Source organism: Niabella terrae (assembly GCF_054783135.1).
Genome location: NZ_BAAGRD010000003.1, coordinates 477,170 through 492,381, shown reverse-complemented (window position 1 = coordinate 492,381; position 15,212 = coordinate 477,170). Strand labels below are relative to the sequence as shown.

The following is a 15,212-nucleotide window of genomic DNA, read 5'->3' as shown; positions in this document are numbered from 1 at the left end:
TTGAAAAGCAGCAGTACTATCCTGTGGAGCATCCATGAGAAGAGGATAAATATAACGGGACGGAAAGATAATGCTATCGACGGTTTCTTATTCTGCTCAGCGAAACTGCCGTAATCCCCAGATAGGACGCGATATAATGCTGTGGAACCCGTTGAAGAATCTCCGGGTGCTGCGCAATCAGTTCCTTATAGCGCTGCTCCGGCTTATCCTTGATACGGGAAAGAAACAGTTTCTGATAAAAAAACAATCGTTCCAGGATCTGTTGCTCCACCATTGTTTTAAGTATCGGGGACGCTTCCAGTATTCCCATAAAATCCGATTTACTGACACGCAGGATATTGCAGGTCTCGATGGTTTCAATATGGTACATTCCCGGCTGGCCGGTCATAAAACTTTCAATAGAAGATACGCCCTGTCCTTCGAAAAAAAACTGAAAAGTGACGTCCCGTCCATCATGATTGAACCAGGCCCGCAAACAACCTTTTTCGACAAAAAAAGCAGTACGGGAAACAGCCCCTTCCTGTAATAACAGTGTTCGGGGTGCGACGGTTTCCGGCTGGAATAAATGCCGGTATTTTTTCCATTCTTCCGCAATATCTGTTTCTGATCCGATCATCGTTTACATTTTTTCAAATTGGGGCCGCTGCGTATAAGGTTCTACAAATATCCGGTATAATGGGTTTAACAGCGTCTTTTGTCTTGCGGGCCTCCGATTTCAGAAAAAATCCGGCCAGCCATCCTAACGAACTTGAAGTTTATTTATCTTACCGGCTCAATTCAGGTAAGTTATGGAACATTGGGAGCTGCTGTTTTTCTTTTTGGGTATTGCATTTGTATATGCGTCTGTGGGATTTGGAGGAGGTTCCAGTTACCTGGCGCTTCTGGCATTATATGGCCTACCTTTCAAGGAACTGCGGTTAATCGCTTTGCTTTGCAATATTATCGTCGTTACGGGAGGGGTTTATATCTATTTTAAAAACAGACAGGTCGACCTGAAAAAGATCGTTCCTTTTGTATTATTGAGCATCCCCCTGGCCTATCTCGGCGCTATTGTCCGCATCAGTCAGGCTTTGTTTTTTGTCATCCTGGGTTGCAGCCTGGTGGTTGCCGCGATCCTGCTTTGGATTCGAACCGACAGTAAAATGCCGACTCAAAACGAAACCTATACCAAAAATTCTTTCATTAAAAACGGCGCCCTTGGTGGTGCTATCGGCTTTTTATCCGGATTGGTAGGCATTGGCGGTGGCATCTTTCTTTCTCCATTGCTCAATCTTATGAAATGGGATACCGCAAAAAAAATTGCGGCAACCGCTAGTGTTTTTATCCTGGTCAATTCCCTTTCGGGCATTGCAGGCCAATTGAGTCAACCACCGGAGAATTTGAATCTTCAAAGGATTTTGCTGCTTTGTCTGGCAGTTCTGGCAGGCGGGCAGTTGGGTTCCAGAACCGCGATTAAATTTAATCCGCTGGTGATAAAAAGGATGACTGCCCTATTGGTCTTCTTGGCGGGGGTTAATGTACTGATCAAACATTTACCGGCTTTACTATAATAACTGGTGGCCCATAGGATACATGGTTTCAATAATCAAATATCCTTCTTCCTGTAAAAGGCCGGAATATATGAACCGGGTTCGGACCTGATGGTCTTGATTCGTTAATTTTCGGCGGAATGGGCCTGGCAGGAGCCATATAGCATCCTGTCTAAATTCTCGTTGACCTGTCCAAAACTACAAAAACAACCCTTTTGGAGTTGCTTTTGTCTGTGAACCTTACTGGATTCGAACCAGTGACCTCTACCATGTCAAGGTAGCGCTCTAACCAACTGAGCTAAAGATTCGCGAGCGCAAATGTAGCACAAATCGACTAAAAATAGTAGAAATTATTCGGTCCCGGAATTTATGCGTTAGCCTCTAATCCGGTCATTCTGTTGCTAAAAGGCCAGCGAGAATAAGCCCTGCCATGTTTCCCCGAAACCGTCTGGCCACCCATCGCTCAAATTGGCCAATAGTATTTCTCCAAACTGCTTTTTTAGTTCATTAATACTTAAGTATATTTGGAAAGCAGATGCCAAATCCAAAGGTAGTAATATGCCTTATTACTTTAAAAATTTGACAGCTGAAAGAGTCTTTAAAATGGCTGCTGCTGATAGGAACCAGAGGATCGTATTGACTTTTGACCAAAACAGACGCAAAAAACTGAATAAAAGATGTGATCGATGGGCTGGTTCAAGTGGATTCCGAGGGCACTCACTCATTATAACAGTTTAATTTACAACTAATTGCTAAGTAAAACACCCTTTAAATCATAAATGATTACGTAGCAATATGAGCATAATGAGCAAAACCAAAGGTTTTTTTAACCATTGCTTCGAAGTAATTCAAAAACAAAGATTTCCTTCCTGGATAAACAATTGGACGCTGGCATTCTCTGTGATGTTTTTAGCCGGACTGCACGTTGCTAATTATTATCAGTATGTTCCGCCCTTATACCTTATCATTTCCTTGTTATTTTATGTTTTAAGCGGGCTAATCCTTTCTTTCCTCATTGTTTGGAGCTTACAATTATTCAGCTTTCTTCCGGCTGTTTTAAAAGTAGCCATTTTGTTCGCCCTCCTATGGATTTTCTATTATCTCCGCATACCAAAAGCCTATGGTGGTATATTAATGGTTGGGTTGATCTTATTTCCCATTTTGATTTTGTACGGATGCCACAGGTGGAGGAAAGCAGCTCATTCCCACGCGAAGAAGCGGCAAATTTTATTATGGATTTCTTTGGCCCTAGCCGCTTCAACAGCTTTGATTATTTCCGCCGTACTCTTTTTCAATTCCGGGGCAAGGAACGCTGAGGTTACCAATTACAAAATGACCGGGAACCTCCCCCCTCCGCTTGACCTGCCAAATCCGGCCACTAAGGGGACATACAAATCCGCCCATATGTATTACGGCAGTGGCACGGATAAACATCGTCCGGAGTTTGGAGCTGGCGTGAAAATTCGCACGAAGCCAGTCGATGCTTCTCGCATACTTACCTCCTGGACCGGAATTTCTGGAAAACTAAGAAGCCAGTATTTTGGCTTTGATCAGACGGCATTGCCGCTGAACGCCCAGGTATGGTATCCGGAAAACAAAATGGGACCGCTCCCTTTGGTGATGATTGTACACGGCAATCACCTGGCTCAACATGCCTCTGATGCCGGCTATACTTATCTGGGAGAGCTATTAGCCAGCAGGGGTTATTTAGTCGCCGCAATCGATGAAAATTTTTTAAACTCGTCATTTACAGATTTAGAAATTTTCGGTCAGCAGCTGAGCAATGAGAATGCCGCCAGGGCATGGATTTTATTGAAACATCTGCAACTTTTCCGCAACTGGAACAAGGATTCGTCTCACTTATTTTACCATAGGGTTGACATGGACAAGATAGCAATTATCGGGCATTCCAGAGGTGGTGAGGCTGTCGAACTTGCCGCGGTATTTAATAAGCTCAGCCGGTATCCCGATGATGCAAATGAGCTGTTCGATTTTAATTTCAACATTCAATCAGTAATCGCCATCGCCCCGGTAGATGGTCAATACAAACCTAGCGGGGAACTGATAAGACTTCGGGATGTGAATTATTTTGTTATACAGGGCGCACTCGATCTGGATATCCAGAGTTATGTAGGACTGGCTATGTATAAAAGGGTCGAGTTTTCAAAAGATTTTAAAGGTTTCAAAGCAGGTTTGTATATCAATAAGGCCAATCATGGCCAATTCAACAGTTCCTGGGGACGCAAGGACGAAATAAGCCCCGGAATCAACAGGTTTAATTTACACCAATTGATGAGCGGACCCAAACAGCGAATTATTTCCAGAGTATATATCAGTGCCTTTTTAGAAATCACATTAAACAAGAATGAAAAATACAAGCCGCTGTTTATGGATGAAAGGTATGGCAGAAACTGGCTTCCCCAAATGATTTACATGAATCAGTATGAACCGAGTGAGAAAACAGTGCTAGCAGATTTCGAAGAAGACGTGGATGTGCAGACTACAACCCTATCGGGTGGGCATATAACCAGCTCAGGACTGCAGGAATGGAAAGAACAGGAAAATGAGCTTATATGGGGGCAAGGGCTTAGCAAAGCAGTCTATCTTGCCTGGGATAGCACAGGGAAAGCGAAAAGCTGGTATTCCATCAGGATTGCTAATTCATCGACAAATCCAGCACCTAGGCATATATTGAGTTTTTCACTGGCTAACGGCCGAGAGAATTCCAAAGACAGGGAACAACTCATTGATTTTACAATTCAGTTAGAAGACGGCCAAGGTCAAAGAATTTCCTTTCCACTCAGCCGGTGCAGTTATTTGCAACCGCGAATCTCCAAAAACATAAGCAAGTTTCGAATCTTTAATAATTCACCCAATTCAGAGGCCATACCTGATTATTTCTATTTTGATTTAACCGGCTTAGCAAAGGCCAATCCCGCATTTCATATAAATGAATTAAAGCAAATTAAATTCCTGTTTGACAGAACAAAATCTGGTTCTATTGTCCTGGATGATATATTCTTAACAGCATGAACATTTTGGTAATTCAGGACTGTGTCCCGTCCTGAAAAAACCATACAGGTTTTTAAAATAATCCTGGATTTTATTTACAGGTTAAATTAGTGAGCAATCCATTCAAGATAGTTATCTTTTGAAATGACTTGAAAATCTATATCAGGATATGCGTCCGCAAAGGCAGCCGGTTCTTTCACTTTCCTATCGGGAGCGTATTTGAACTCAAAAGCAGCGAGATAGCCGTTTTTCGCCTCGATTAAGTCAACTTCCTGTTGATTGTAATTCCTCCAAAAATAGTACTGTGCGTTTTCTCTTTCATATGCATTTTTCTTTAACCTTTCAGAAATTAGGTAATTTTCCCACAACAATCCTGTATCGTTTCTAAGTGTCAGTAACCTAAAATCATTGATAATCGCATTTCTGATCCCATTATCATAAAAATACCATTTAGAAGATTTTGAAACTTCCTTCCGTAAATTAGTACTATAAGATCCGATCCGGTACAAAATAAATACCTTAGATAAAAGATCGAGATACTTTTCGACTGTGTTCTTGCTGATACCTAACTGGCGCGCGAGCTCGTTGTAGGAGACTTCAGCTCCGCATTGAAAAGCAATAAGCCGAAGCAGCTTAACAATCTTATCGGATTGCCTGATGCCATCATATGCAAGAATATCTTTTAATAAGTAGGATTGAACAAGTTGGAGTAAATAGGTTGATTTTTCCTGGTAAGCTGTCATGTGTATCAATTCAGGGTAGCTTCCAAATACCAGCCTTTCTTCAAGATTCTGCATTGTCTCGAGGGCATTTTCATGTGTTGAGATTTCGGCATACGATAAAGGATAAAGATAAAACTGAAGCGATCTTCCGGTTAATGGATCGCCAGTTTTGTTTGCCAAATCGAATGAAGATGATCCAGTGGCAATGATGGTAAGCTCAGGAATATGATCTATCATCAACTTTAGAATCTGCCCTATATCCGGAAGTACCTGTGCTTCATCTATGATTAGTAAGGTTGCCTTTCCTATAATCCGCCTGTAGTTCGCTACAGAACGATTTTTTAGGATTGCCTGAACATCGAAATCTTCAGCATTAAGCACTAGTACCTGACCTTCGTATTGCTGCTTAATTGTGTCGACCAGCACTGTCTTCCCTACCCGACGTGTTCCCATTATCAGAATAACCTTATTTTTACCTAATTGTCTCGTAACCAGCCCTTCAAGCTTTCTTTTTATTAGATTCATATAATAATCGTCATTTAATTGACTAAATTACTTAAAATTCAGTCAATTAACTGACCAAATTACTTGTTTTTTACTAAATAATTGATACACAAGGAGTAACCTTAATGAATATGCAAGTAAACACAGAATGATTGCGTGGTTGATGGCGTGGCCGTACAACGATGATTCTGTTTTAAACCCATTTTTGAAAAAATCAGTCTGGCCTATTGGAGGATTAATACAATCAATACAGGTTCGTCATCTGTCGGTCTAACAAAATTGAGGTATTATATAGGATCATTCATATGCTTGTAACGCAATGCTATTGATGTGCGTCGCTTCCTCCAATGTCCGCCATGAAATTCTGCATCCCAAGGTTTGGTCCTAAAGGACACAAAAAAACCCAATCTTACGATTGAGCTTCATTTGTGAACCCACTGGTACAAAACTCGAACTCTTTATTGGAAGATTTAAGGCGATTGAACCAATTGAAAGACACCTCTTATAAGTATGATCTAGATAAAAATAAAGTTAGCTCCGCTAAACCGAAAATTATCTTAAACACGGAAAAACGGAAATTGTAAAAAATGTCAATAAAGAAAGCTATACTAAAGTCTTCAACCAGCTTTATTACTACATAAAAAATGTCTTCTCAATCGAGCTATACTCAAATTTAAAGCCGGTTTGTTTTATTTTGTAATTGCTGACCCTAGAACCCTTTAACAACATCACGGACATTTCCCCCAAAAATAACCTTACCAGAAATGCTGGTACATTGGGCAAAAAACTCGTTTTTCCGAATGACCTTAGCAGGGCTTTAGAAAAATCATTCATCATAATGTGCTCGGAAGAAACAGCATTAAAAACCCCGCTGAGTTCATCTGTCTTCAAGATGAATTCATACAACCGGACTAAATCCCGGATGTCAATCCAGGGTAAGTATTGCCTGCCATTTCCTAAAGATGTATTGATGCCCAACTTCGCCAAAGGTGCTAATTTTTGATACATACCACCATCTCTCCCAAGGACAACGCCTTTTCTTAAAATCACGGTAGCAACACCCAAACTGTCAAATTGCAGTGCTGTTTTTTCCCATTTCCGGCAAACCGAAGCCAAAAAATCGCTGCCGTTATTGGATTTCTCTGTAAATATTTCATCCGTAGTAATCGCACCATAATAACCTACGGCAGAAGATGAAATGAAGATATCTATGCTAAAATTCCTTGTTTTAACATAGGTAAAAAGTAAATCTATTGCCTTGGTCCGGCTTTCGATTATTTCAACTTTCCTTTTTTCCGTCCAACGCTTTTCGGTAATGTTTGCGCCTGTTAGATTGATGATTTTCGAAACGCCCTCAAATGCTTTTTCGTCAATAAATCCTTTCTTTATATCCCATTCAAAATACCGAATGTTCTCCATGCTGCTGATTTTGTTCCTCCGTGTTAACACATTGACCATATAACCACAATTTACTAGGTGCTTTATCAATGCTTTTCCGACAAAACCTGTACCTCCGGCGATTAATATCTTTTTCATGAATTGATTTTTGAAAGCAGCTCCGGAAAGGCCTGTCTGAACCAGACCGTATAATGTGATGGATTATTTTTTATATCAGATAGAATTTCATCCGCATTCATCCACTTATAGTCCTGTACTTCATCTTTGTTTAAAACAGGACATTGGTCAGAATAACCAACAAAAACATAATCCAGCTCATGCTCTGTCAAATTGTTTTCAACCCGCTCATTGTATATAAATGAATAGACCAATCTTAAATCACATTTCAGTCCCATTTCATAGATTAACCGCTCCTCTGCACTTAAAGCAACAGTTTCTCCCCATTGCGGATGCGAACAACAGGTGTTCGTCCATAACCCTGCTCCGTGGTACTTGTGGCTTGCCCGCTGCTGCAAAAGAAGCTCTCCCTTATCATTAAATATAAATACCGAAAATGCCCGGTGAAGACGCCCTTGCTCGTGGGCCATCAATTTTTCCATTTCAGCAATGGCATTATCGTTTTCATCGACCAACACTACATTGTTTCTCTCCATTTTACTTTAATTAAAGCGTTATTGATTGTTTTCCTTGACGGCTTCTCCATATACTTTCAACGCTCTGTCTCTTGCGAAACTGTGTTCTACTATTTGTTGGGGGTAAGCATCTGTTCCAAATCCGGGAATCCATTTTTTGATATATTCCAACTTCTTATCAAACTTATCGGTTTGAACAGTTGGGTTAAACACCCTGAAATACGGTGCAGCATCACAACCCGAACCCGATGCCCATTGCCAGTTTCCATTGTTGACCGATAAATCGTAATCGTTCAGCTTTTGTGCAAAGTAGGCTTCACCCCAACGCCAATCTATCAGTAAATGTTTGCACAAAAAACTCGCTGCAATCATCCGTACCCGATTGTGCATAGATCCTGTTTGGTTCAATTGTCGCATTCCTGCATCGACAATCGGATAACCTGTTTTTCCCTCGCACCACTTTTCAAATTCCCATTCATTGTTTCGCCATTTGATGTTATCGTATTTCGATTTAAAAGATTGATTAACCACTTTAGGGAAATGATATAAGATCTGCATAAAAAACTCTCGCCAGATCAATTCATTCAGCCACGTTTGATTGTGGTTCCATGCAAAAGCTACACATTTACGAATACTAATGGTGCCAAATCGAAGAGCGATGCTCAATTCTGTTGTCCGTTGCATTGCAGGATAATCCCTGAATTTGTCGTATTCGTCAATGATTTTTGCATCTAATTTCGGCGGATCAAAAGTGATATCTGTTTTTTCAAAACCGAATTCATTCAACGAATGAATTTCGGCAAACCGCTGTCTGAAAAAATTAGTGCAATCAGGATTATACGACTTGTAATCTTTTTCTGTCAATAGCTCTTTCCATTTTTTTGAATACGGGGTATAAACCGTATAGGGTGTGCCGTCATTTTTCAATACATCGTTTTTATCAAAAATGACCTGGTCTTTGAATGCCTTAAAAGGAATGTTCTGTTCGTTGAAAAACTGGTAAATCTCCGTATCCCGTTTAATGGCTTGCGGTTCATAATCCCGATTGCAGAAAACGCCTTGAACAGCATATTTTTCGGAAAGCATTTTAAAAACATCCAAAGGATTTCCATAAAATGTATTCAATCTTGCGTTGAATGTCTTCAATCCGCTATTTATTGCCGAGAGTACCTGATGGATATAGTCAACCCTTCGGTCTTTTTTATCTTCTAATTTATTTAGGATGGTCTCATCAAAAATAAAAACCGGCAACACGGGTAATTCGGAAGCAAGTGCCTGATACAAACCCACATTGTCTTCCAAACGCAGATCTCTGCGAAACCAAAAAACGGAGACCCTACTTTTCATTCAAAAATGGATTATCGTTCCTGTCGTGCTTTACCCAGATCAGTTTAGAGGTATCATAACCAATCCCTTCTGCAATTCCCAAATAGTTTGCTTTAACCTCTTGGGGAACGTTCTTTGTTCTCGATAAAATCCATAAATACTTTAGGTTTTTTCCCGCAACCAGCGCATACTGGTAATTTTCGTCCAATGCGACCACATTGTAACCAGAATAAAAAGGACCGAAAAAACTTACTTTCAATTTTGCAACATTTTTATCTCCTCTGAACCTTGCTAAACCGTCCGCTTTTTTCCATTCTTGCTTATTATGATTATAGCCACTGTTCAAGACGATGACATTGCCATTTTCATTCAGACTGTATTGAGCGGAAACATTGTCCAAGTCTCTTTCAAAACGAGAATCAAAACGGGCAATTTCGTACCAAGTGCCTAAATACTCATCGACGTCAAAGTTTTTCACTGCTTTTGCCCTTTTGGGGATCGAGGCGCAGGAATGTAAAAGAGCAATTAACGCTATGGAAAAGGCCACTGTTAAAATTTTATTTTTTGCTTTCATCATCTATATGTTTAAACCGTTTAAAAAAATAAAGAACCAAAAGGAACTGCGTATATCCATAAACGGCATCCTCAATTGGTATCGTTAGTATCCGTATACCCAGAAAATCTCCCGGGTTGTAATTTACGATAGGTGTTTCGATACCAGTCCCCGTCAGCACGCCATTTACAGGAAAGAAACCTAACATCAATATCGTAAACACCGACGATGCTTTGCCTATCCAATCCGCCTTGGCAACAAAATGCAGATAGATCAGGGTTGTAATGGTAGCTGTGGCCGTGATCAGTGTATAGATCTTATCAAAGTGCAACAGAGCCATCACGGAACAGATAATGACGCTGACAAAAACGATCAGGTTATTTAAGCCGGATAGCCATTCCCAACTGAAAAACTTATCGAAACAGAAATAGGTAAATACACATGAAAACGGAATACAGATAAAAAAAAGCCATTCTTCAATTGGTAACCCAGCCAATGCTATTCCGAGCGTATAATCTGTGTTGAACCACCAAACACCTTTTGCCGTAAACCATACATCCCAAGCAATGAAGGGAATTGCCACAAGGATTGCAGACTTTATAAACGCACCAAAATGGCGGTTAAAAAGAATCCGCCTGTCAAAAGACGCGATGAAACAAATAATGACCGAAAAAAATAATACCAAGGAGTAAGTATATCCCATCATTTTTTCGCGGAATTAAAATACATTTTGAAATATTTGAAAGGCACATATAAAAACCCGAAACATTCGCCGTCTTCTTTTCCGATATGTTTGTGATGTTGTTTGTGTGCCCTGCGCAGTGCCAAAAAATAGGCACTTTGGGTCTGGGACAGAAATTTGATCCGTTGGTGGATAAAAATATCGTGCACAAAAAAATAAGCCATTCCGTAAAGCATAATGCCCAATCCGATATAAAACAGATAGTTGAAATTTTCAAGCGAACCGAAATACATCAAAGCAATCGTGGGTATAGCAAATATGACAAAGAAATAGTCGTTCTTTTCAAGAACGCCCTCATTGCTGTGGTCATGATGGTCTTTGTGCAAAACCCAAAGAAAACCGTGCATAACATATTTATGGATAATCCAGGTTGCCCCTTCCATCAATGTAAACGTGAGCAATACGATTAAAAAAGCCATATCAGTTTTTTATTGGGTTAAAAAGTTTCTCTAAAACGTGGTATCGGAAATCAAAGATGTACGCCAATTTCTTTTTCACAAAAAGTAGATGTGCCATCTTCCCCAAAAAGCCGAAAGGCAATTCATAATCTACCGTATCTTTCATCAGCACTCCGTCTTTATTGGGATAAATTCGTGAAAATGGCTCCAGTATTTATAAGGTCCTTTCTCCTGAAAATCAGTAAAGCTTTTATTTGATTCCACATGAGTAATTCTCGTTCTCCACTTCAACGGAACTTTCAGCAACGGCGAAACGATATAATCGATCACCATTCCTTCAGCAATCTGTTCGCTGTTATAATCCGACAGCACCGTAAAACCCATATCTTTGGGTGTGATCTTCGAAAGGTTCTTAGGAGAAGAGAAAAAATCCCACGCTGCTTCGATATCGCAATTCAATTGTTGCTCCCTGTATAACCGATGTTTCATAGTCTAGTCCTTTAAAAGCGTTCCTATATTTTTCTGCAAAATCTCCGACCTGATTTGGTGTCGATTTTCCTTAATAAATTTGGCATCCTCATTTATGTTTGATTTATATCCTAAAAAAGACGGAGCATTTTTTTGAACCGAAAGTCGGATAAACCTTAATTCCACATTTTCAGGTTCTTTTTTGATTGCCTGCTCGATGTTTTTCTTCCCTTCTTTAAACGTATTGAGTTTACTTATCGGACTAAAGACGTGATTTGCCCAGATAGTTTGTAAACCACCCAAATAAGCCAAATGAGTAGCTGAGTTATTCTTTGTTTCCGTCAATTCTGCCATCATCTTTTCGCACAACGCTTTGTCTGATACCAGTTTGTTGTAGTTAGCCCTTACTACATCCAAACCTGTTGCATTAAAACTCATAAGAAAGAATATGGCCGATATTAGTAAGCCAGGAATTTTGATCATAAAAACGCAGTTTTATATCTTACATAACTTTTGAACGCCACAAATGCCTTTTCAGAATTAGGAACCCGAATCCTGTTATTCAATATCTCTTTGGAGGATATTCTTTTTATTTTTTGGAACAAAGACAAATAGTACATGTAAGCTAAATACACCCCAAACATTGCGGAATTGGGTAGCTTCTTAATCCCGATTAAAGCCTCCTTAAATTCTTCCTCTATTTCCTTTTCAATCTGACTTTTCACACTATTATCAAATATGCACAAATCAATATTCGGGAAATAAGTCCTGCCCAAAATCTGATAATCATCTTTCAAATCCCTTAAAAAGTTTACTTTTTGAAAAGCTGACCCCAGTTTCATTGCATATGGTTTCAATTCTCTATATTTTTCCATATTCCCATCCGTAAAAACTTGCAGACACATCAGCCCGACTACTTCGGCTGAACCAAAAATATATTCTTCGTATCGTTCTGAATTGTAATCTATTTGTTGCAGATCCATCTCCATACTGTGTAAAAACTGTTCGATCAGGTCTTTGTCGATTTTGAACCGATTTACAGTTTCTTGGAACGATTGCAGAATAGGGTTGAGTGAAATCCCTTCATGCAGTGCATTGTCCGTTTCTATTTTTAATCGATTCAATAACTTCACTTTATCGTACCCGTGAAAACTGTCCACGATTTCATCTGCCAGTCTCACATATCCATATATCGCATAGATAGCGGAACGGATAGACGGTTTCAGCGCTAAAATTCCCAAGGAAAAACTCGTACTGTATTTTTGGGTTGTTATCTTGCTTACCGAGTAAGAAAGTTCGTCAAACAGCTGTTTCATCGTTCTTCTTGTCTAAGTTTGATTATTTCGTTCGCTACAATTTTGCCCGATATGATGGAAGGAGGAACTCCCGGGCCGGGAACGGTCAATTGACCCGTGTAGAATAAGTTTTTCAGCTTTTTATTTCTTATTTTAGGTTTTAGAACCGCAGTTTGACCGAGCGTATTTGCTAGTCCGTAAGCATTGCCACCATAGGCATTGTAATCTGAAACAAAATCGCTGGCACAATAGCTTCTTTTGTATTCTATCTTTGACCATAAATCGGTTATGCCTGTATGTTTTTCAATTCTTGAAAGCATTTCTATTAAATATTTCTCGCGAATGACCTCATCATCCTTTATCCCAATAGCCAAAGGCATCAAAAAAAATAGGTTTTCTTTGTCTTCAGGGGCAACGGCATCATCTGTTTTTGACGAACAACAGGCATAAAATAATGGTTTCTCGGGCCATTTTTTCTCGCCATAGATGCAATCAATATGTTCGTCTAAATCATTTTCAAAGAAAAGTGTATGATGCTTTAGGTTGGGAATAGCTTGATTGATACCTAAATAATAGATCAAACTTGATGGTGCAAATGTTCTGTTTTGCCAGTATGCTTCGGAATAATTTCTATATTCTTTATTTAAAAGTGTTTCTGTATGATGATAATCCGAAGAAGCAATTACAGTATCAAATTCATAGATCTCGTCATTGATGGTTAAAGAGGCTACCTTACTGTTGTGTGTATTAATGCTTTCAACTGTTTTGTTAAAATGAAAAACAGCACCTTGCTTCTCGGCTACTTTTTTCATCGCCAATACCAATTGATAAAAGCCGCCCTTCGGATAATGCGTTCCTAAGGCATAACCCCCATAGTTCATCAAACTATACAATGCAGGAATATTTTTTGGCGAAGCACCCAGAAAAATCACAGGAAACTCCATCAATGTTCTTAATTTTTCACTTTTGAAGTATTTAGCAACATAGGTTCTGAAGTTCGTCAGCAAATCCAATCTCAGTGCACTTTTAGTTATTTTAGGAGAAATGAATTCTGACCAATTATGGCAAGGCTTATTCACGAAATCCTGCATACCGACTTCATATTTGAATTTAGCCGATCGCATAAATTTTTCTAATTGTAATCCTGCACCCTTTTCGATTTGTTCGAACAAGATTTTTAATTCCTCTAAACTTTCAGGTACACTGATTTTCTCTTGTGAAAAAATCATTTCAAACTGTGGGTTTAATGAAATCAACTCAAAGAAATCAGAGATTTTGTAGCCGAAATCAGCAAAAAAACTTTCAATAATATCAGGCATCCAGTACCAACTTGGTCCCATATCAAATACGTAACCTTGTTGGGTAGAAAATTGCCTTGCTCTTCCACCTGGCTGCTCGTGTTTTTCAAATACGTGAACCTCATTTCCCGCTTTTGCCAAATAAGCTGTAGCAGACAATCCCGAAAAACCGGAACCGATAACGGCTATTTTTTTCTTCATCGCCTTTTATCTTTTAAAACTTCATTCAATAAATATTCTGGTTCAATATTTTTATCGTAGATCTGTTGATGAAAATCATTGAGTTTATTGAGCAACCGGATCAATTCCATTTTTTCGTTATGGGTTAAATCTCCTGTAACGATTTCAGTTGCTTTTCTGATTTTGTCCATTTGCTTTTCTAAAACCTGAATTCCCTTATTGCTTATTTTTAAAACTTTACTTCTTTTGTCGGTCTCAGAATCGGTTTGATTTACCCAACCTTGTGCAATCAACCGGTTGATAACTTGCATTCCGGCAGGTTTTTCATGTACATTCTTTTTTATCAAATCCATTTTAGTCATTTCGCCAAATGCTTTTAGATTAATGAGGTAGATAAAATCTTCCTGTGTTGAAAAATCCGATCCGAATATGGCGGACTTGGAATAACTCTTGGCATATCTGTTCATATGGACAATTAAAGTATTAATGACACTTTCTGCACTACGTCCCTTTTCTTTTCCATCCCAATTAGGTTCATTATTTTTTTCTTCACCTTTATAATTGGCAACTATCCATCTTTTAAAACCTTCGATATCATTAGGGTATGTTCTTCCTTGAAGAATATCTTCTTCAAATTCCTCAAGCAGATTGACAACATTTTTTAAAATATCATATTTCATATAATTATATTAGTTCACAAATATACTATATTCAACTTATTAAATGTATAAATTTATACTAAATTCTTTGCGGGTTTATTTTTAGCAATACAAGACTCTTGGTAAGGTCGGTAGTATATATATTATGAGGATGTAATTAGTGGATGAAACGGCAATAATGTATCATTCAATTTATTACCGAAAATTAGCTAATAATAAATATTGGAGGTGAATCTTATAGAAAGAAAAGAAATAAAAGCTTACCCAAAAACCATATGGACTGTTTAACAAATCAGGTAGAAATAAAACAATGGTTGGTTGTTGACAAAAGCGACTGGGTAACCACAAGTGAAGATACTCATACCAAAAAAAGCCAAAAGGTACCCTTTGGATTCAAATGGCGCCTTTTGGCTTTTGTTTGTGATCCCGCTGGGGCTCGAACCCAGGGCCCATACATTAAAAGTGTATTGCTCTACCAACTGAGCTACGGAATCTC

15 protein-coding genes and 2 tRNA genes are annotated in these 15,212 nt (G+C 39.0%); 2 read left to right on the top strand and 15 right to left on the bottom strand.

What is annotated here, in order from left to right; genetic code table 11:
* Positions 1-73 precede the first annotated feature (73 nt).
* Positions 74-616: a Crp/Fnr family transcriptional regulator gene (locus ACYVI9_RS04935; RefSeq protein ID WP_460761447.1), complete on the bottom strand. Its 543-nt coding sequence runs from the start codon at positions 614-616 to the stop codon at positions 74-76.
* A 172-nt stretch (positions 617-788) separates the two neighbouring features.
* Between ACYVI9_RS04935 and ACYVI9_RS04930 the strand changes: the two genes are divergently transcribed.
* The gene (locus ACYVI9_RS04930; RefSeq protein WP_460761445.1) at positions 789-1,550 is read left to right on the top strand and encodes a sulfite exporter TauE/SafE family protein; all 762 of its coding nucleotides are present in this window, start codon (positions 789-791) and stop codon (positions 1,548-1,550) included.
* A gap of 213 nt (positions 1,551-1,763) precedes the next feature.
* Here the strand turns inward: ACYVI9_RS04930 and ACYVI9_RS04925 are convergent.
* Positions 1,764-1,837, bottom strand: a tRNA-Val gene (locus ACYVI9_RS04925).
* Positions 1,838-2,333: 496 nt separating this feature from the next.
* On the opposite strand from ACYVI9_RS04925, the gene ACYVI9_RS04920 reads away from it, so the two are divergent.
* Entirely contained in the window at positions 2,334-4,562 is a 2,229-nt protein-coding gene (locus ACYVI9_RS04920; protein WP_460761442.1) for an alpha/beta hydrolase family protein, read from the top strand.
* Positions 4,563-4,648: 86 nt separating this feature from the next.
* Here ACYVI9_RS04920 and ACYVI9_RS04915 read toward each other — a convergent pair whose 3' ends face one another.
* From ACYVI9_RS04915 to ACYVI9_RS04855, 13 genes are all read right to left on the bottom strand, one after another.
* Positions 4,649-5,788 carry an ATP-binding protein gene (locus tag ACYVI9_RS04915; protein ID WP_460761440.1) on the bottom strand — a complete coding sequence of 380 codons (1,140 nt, stop codon included), beginning with the start codon at positions 5,786-5,788 and terminating at the stop codon, positions 4,649-4,651.
* 612 nt (positions 5,789-6,400) lie between these two features.
* Positions 6,401-7,303: a TIGR01777 family oxidoreductase gene (locus tag ACYVI9_RS04910; protein ID WP_165319620.1), complete on the bottom strand. Its 903-nt coding sequence runs from the start codon at positions 7,301-7,303 to the stop codon at positions 6,401-6,403.
* A complete protein-coding gene (gene idi, locus ACYVI9_RS04905; RefSeq protein WP_165319619.1) occupies positions 7,300-7,818 on the bottom strand; it encodes an isopentenyl-diphosphate Delta-isomerase in 519 nt (172 codons plus the stop codon). The genes ACYVI9_RS04910 and idi overlap by 4 nt, the downstream gene beginning before the upstream one ends.
* 18 nt (positions 7,819-7,836) lie before the next feature.
* Positions 7,837-9,144, bottom strand: coding sequence for a cryptochrome/photolyase family protein (locus ACYVI9_RS04900; protein WP_460761436.1), 1,308 nt, complete (start codon positions 9,142-9,144; stop codon positions 7,837-7,839).
* Positions 9,134-9,700 (bottom strand): lipocalin family protein, encoded by a 567-nt coding sequence (locus ACYVI9_RS04895; RefSeq protein WP_460761434.1) that lies wholly within the window; start codon positions 9,698-9,700, stop codon positions 9,134-9,136. The genes ACYVI9_RS04900 and ACYVI9_RS04895 overlap by 11 nt, the downstream gene beginning before the upstream one ends.
* Entirely contained in the window at positions 9,681-10,382 is a 702-nt protein-coding gene (locus ACYVI9_RS04890) for a lycopene cyclase domain-containing protein (RefSeq protein ID WP_460761431.1), read from the bottom strand. The genes ACYVI9_RS04895 and ACYVI9_RS04890 overlap by 20 nt, the downstream gene beginning before the upstream one ends.
* A complete protein-coding gene (locus tag ACYVI9_RS04885; protein ID WP_460761429.1) occupies positions 10,379-10,837 on the bottom strand; it encodes a sterol desaturase family protein in 459 nt (152 codons plus the stop codon). Before ACYVI9_RS04885 ends, ACYVI9_RS04890 begins: the two co-directional genes overlap by 4 nt.
* Before the next feature lie 144 nt (positions 10,838-10,981).
* Positions 10,982-11,305, bottom strand: coding sequence for an SRPBCC family protein (locus ACYVI9_RS04880; RefSeq protein ID WP_460761426.1), 324 nt, complete (start codon positions 11,303-11,305; stop codon positions 10,982-10,984).
* Between the two features lie 3 nt (positions 11,306-11,308).
* Positions 11,309-11,767: a hypothetical protein gene (locus tag ACYVI9_RS04875; protein ID WP_460761424.1), complete on the bottom strand. Its 459-nt coding sequence runs from the start codon at positions 11,765-11,767 to the stop codon at positions 11,309-11,311.
* Positions 11,764-12,600, bottom strand: coding sequence for a phytoene/squalene synthase family protein (locus tag ACYVI9_RS04870; protein WP_460761421.1), 837 nt, complete (start codon positions 12,598-12,600; stop codon positions 11,764-11,766). Before ACYVI9_RS04870 ends, ACYVI9_RS04875 begins: the two co-directional genes overlap by 4 nt.
* A complete protein-coding gene (locus ACYVI9_RS04865; protein WP_460761418.1) occupies positions 12,597-14,078 on the bottom strand; it encodes a phytoene desaturase family protein in 1,482 nt (493 codons plus the stop codon). Before ACYVI9_RS04865 ends, ACYVI9_RS04870 begins: the two co-directional genes overlap by 4 nt.
* Entirely contained in the window at positions 14,075-14,737 is a 663-nt protein-coding gene (locus ACYVI9_RS04860; protein ID WP_091099023.1) for a MarR family winged helix-turn-helix transcriptional regulator, read from the bottom strand. The genes ACYVI9_RS04865 and ACYVI9_RS04860 overlap by 4 nt, the downstream gene beginning before the upstream one ends.
* A 400-nt stretch (positions 14,738-15,137) precedes the next feature.
* Positions 15,138-15,210 (bottom strand) — tRNA-Lys (locus ACYVI9_RS04855).
* Between the last annotated feature and the right edge of the window lie 2 nt (positions 15,211-15,212).

Excerpts from the sequence above, each read along its gene's own strand:
- ACYVI9_RS04935 (WP_460761447.1), bottom strand. The coding sequence starts at position 616 with ATGATCGGATCAGAAACAGATATTGCGGAAGAATGGAAAAAATACCGG.
- ACYVI9_RS04930 (WP_460761445.1), top strand. The coding sequence starts at position 789 with ATGGAACATTGGGAGCTGCTGTTTTTCTTTTTGGGTATTGCATTTGTA.
- ACYVI9_RS04920 (WP_460761442.1), top strand. The coding sequence starts at position 2,334 with ATGAGCAAAACCAAAGGTTTTTTTAACCATTGCTTCGAAGTAATTCAA.
- ACYVI9_RS04915 (WP_460761440.1), bottom strand. The coding sequence starts at position 5,788 with ATGAATCTAATAAAAAGAAAGCTTGAAGGGCTGGTTACGAGACAATTA.
- ACYVI9_RS04910 (WP_165319620.1), bottom strand. The coding sequence starts at position 7,303 with ATGAAAAAGATATTAATCGCCGGAGGTACAGGTTTTGTCGGAAAAGCA.
- idi (WP_165319619.1), bottom strand. The coding sequence starts at position 7,818 with ATGGAGAGAAACAATGTAGTGTTGGTCGATGAAAACGATAATGCCATT.
- ACYVI9_RS04900 (WP_460761436.1), bottom strand. The coding sequence starts at position 9,144 with ATGAAAAGTAGGGTCTCCGTTTTTTGGTTTCGCAGAGATCTGCGTTTG.
- ACYVI9_RS04895 (WP_460761434.1), bottom strand. The coding sequence starts at position 9,700 with ATGATGAAAGCAAAAAATAAAATTTTAACAGTGGCCTTTTCCATAGCG.
- ACYVI9_RS04890 (WP_460761431.1), bottom strand. The coding sequence starts at position 10,382 with ATGATGGGATATACTTACTCCTTGGTATTATTTTTTTCGGTCATTATT.
- ACYVI9_RS04885 (WP_460761429.1), bottom strand. The coding sequence starts at position 10,837 with ATGGCTTTTTTAATCGTATTGCTCACGTTTACATTGATGGAAGGGGCA.
- ACYVI9_RS04880 (WP_460761426.1), bottom strand. The coding sequence starts at position 11,305 with ATGAAACATCGGTTATACAGGGAGCAACAATTGAATTGCGATATCGAA.
- ACYVI9_RS04875 (WP_460761424.1), bottom strand. The coding sequence starts at position 11,767 with ATGATCAAAATTCCTGGCTTACTAATATCGGCCATATTCTTTCTTATG.
- ACYVI9_RS04870 (WP_460761421.1), bottom strand. The coding sequence starts at position 12,600 with ATGAAACAGCTGTTTGACGAACTTTCTTACTCGGTAAGCAAGATAACA.
- ACYVI9_RS04865 (WP_460761418.1), bottom strand. The coding sequence starts at position 14,078 with ATGAAGAAAAAAATAGCCGTTATCGGTTCCGGTTTTTCGGGATTGTCT.
- ACYVI9_RS04860 (WP_091099023.1), bottom strand. The coding sequence starts at position 14,737 with ATGAAATATGATATTTTAAAAAATGTTGTCAATCTGCTTGAGGAATTT.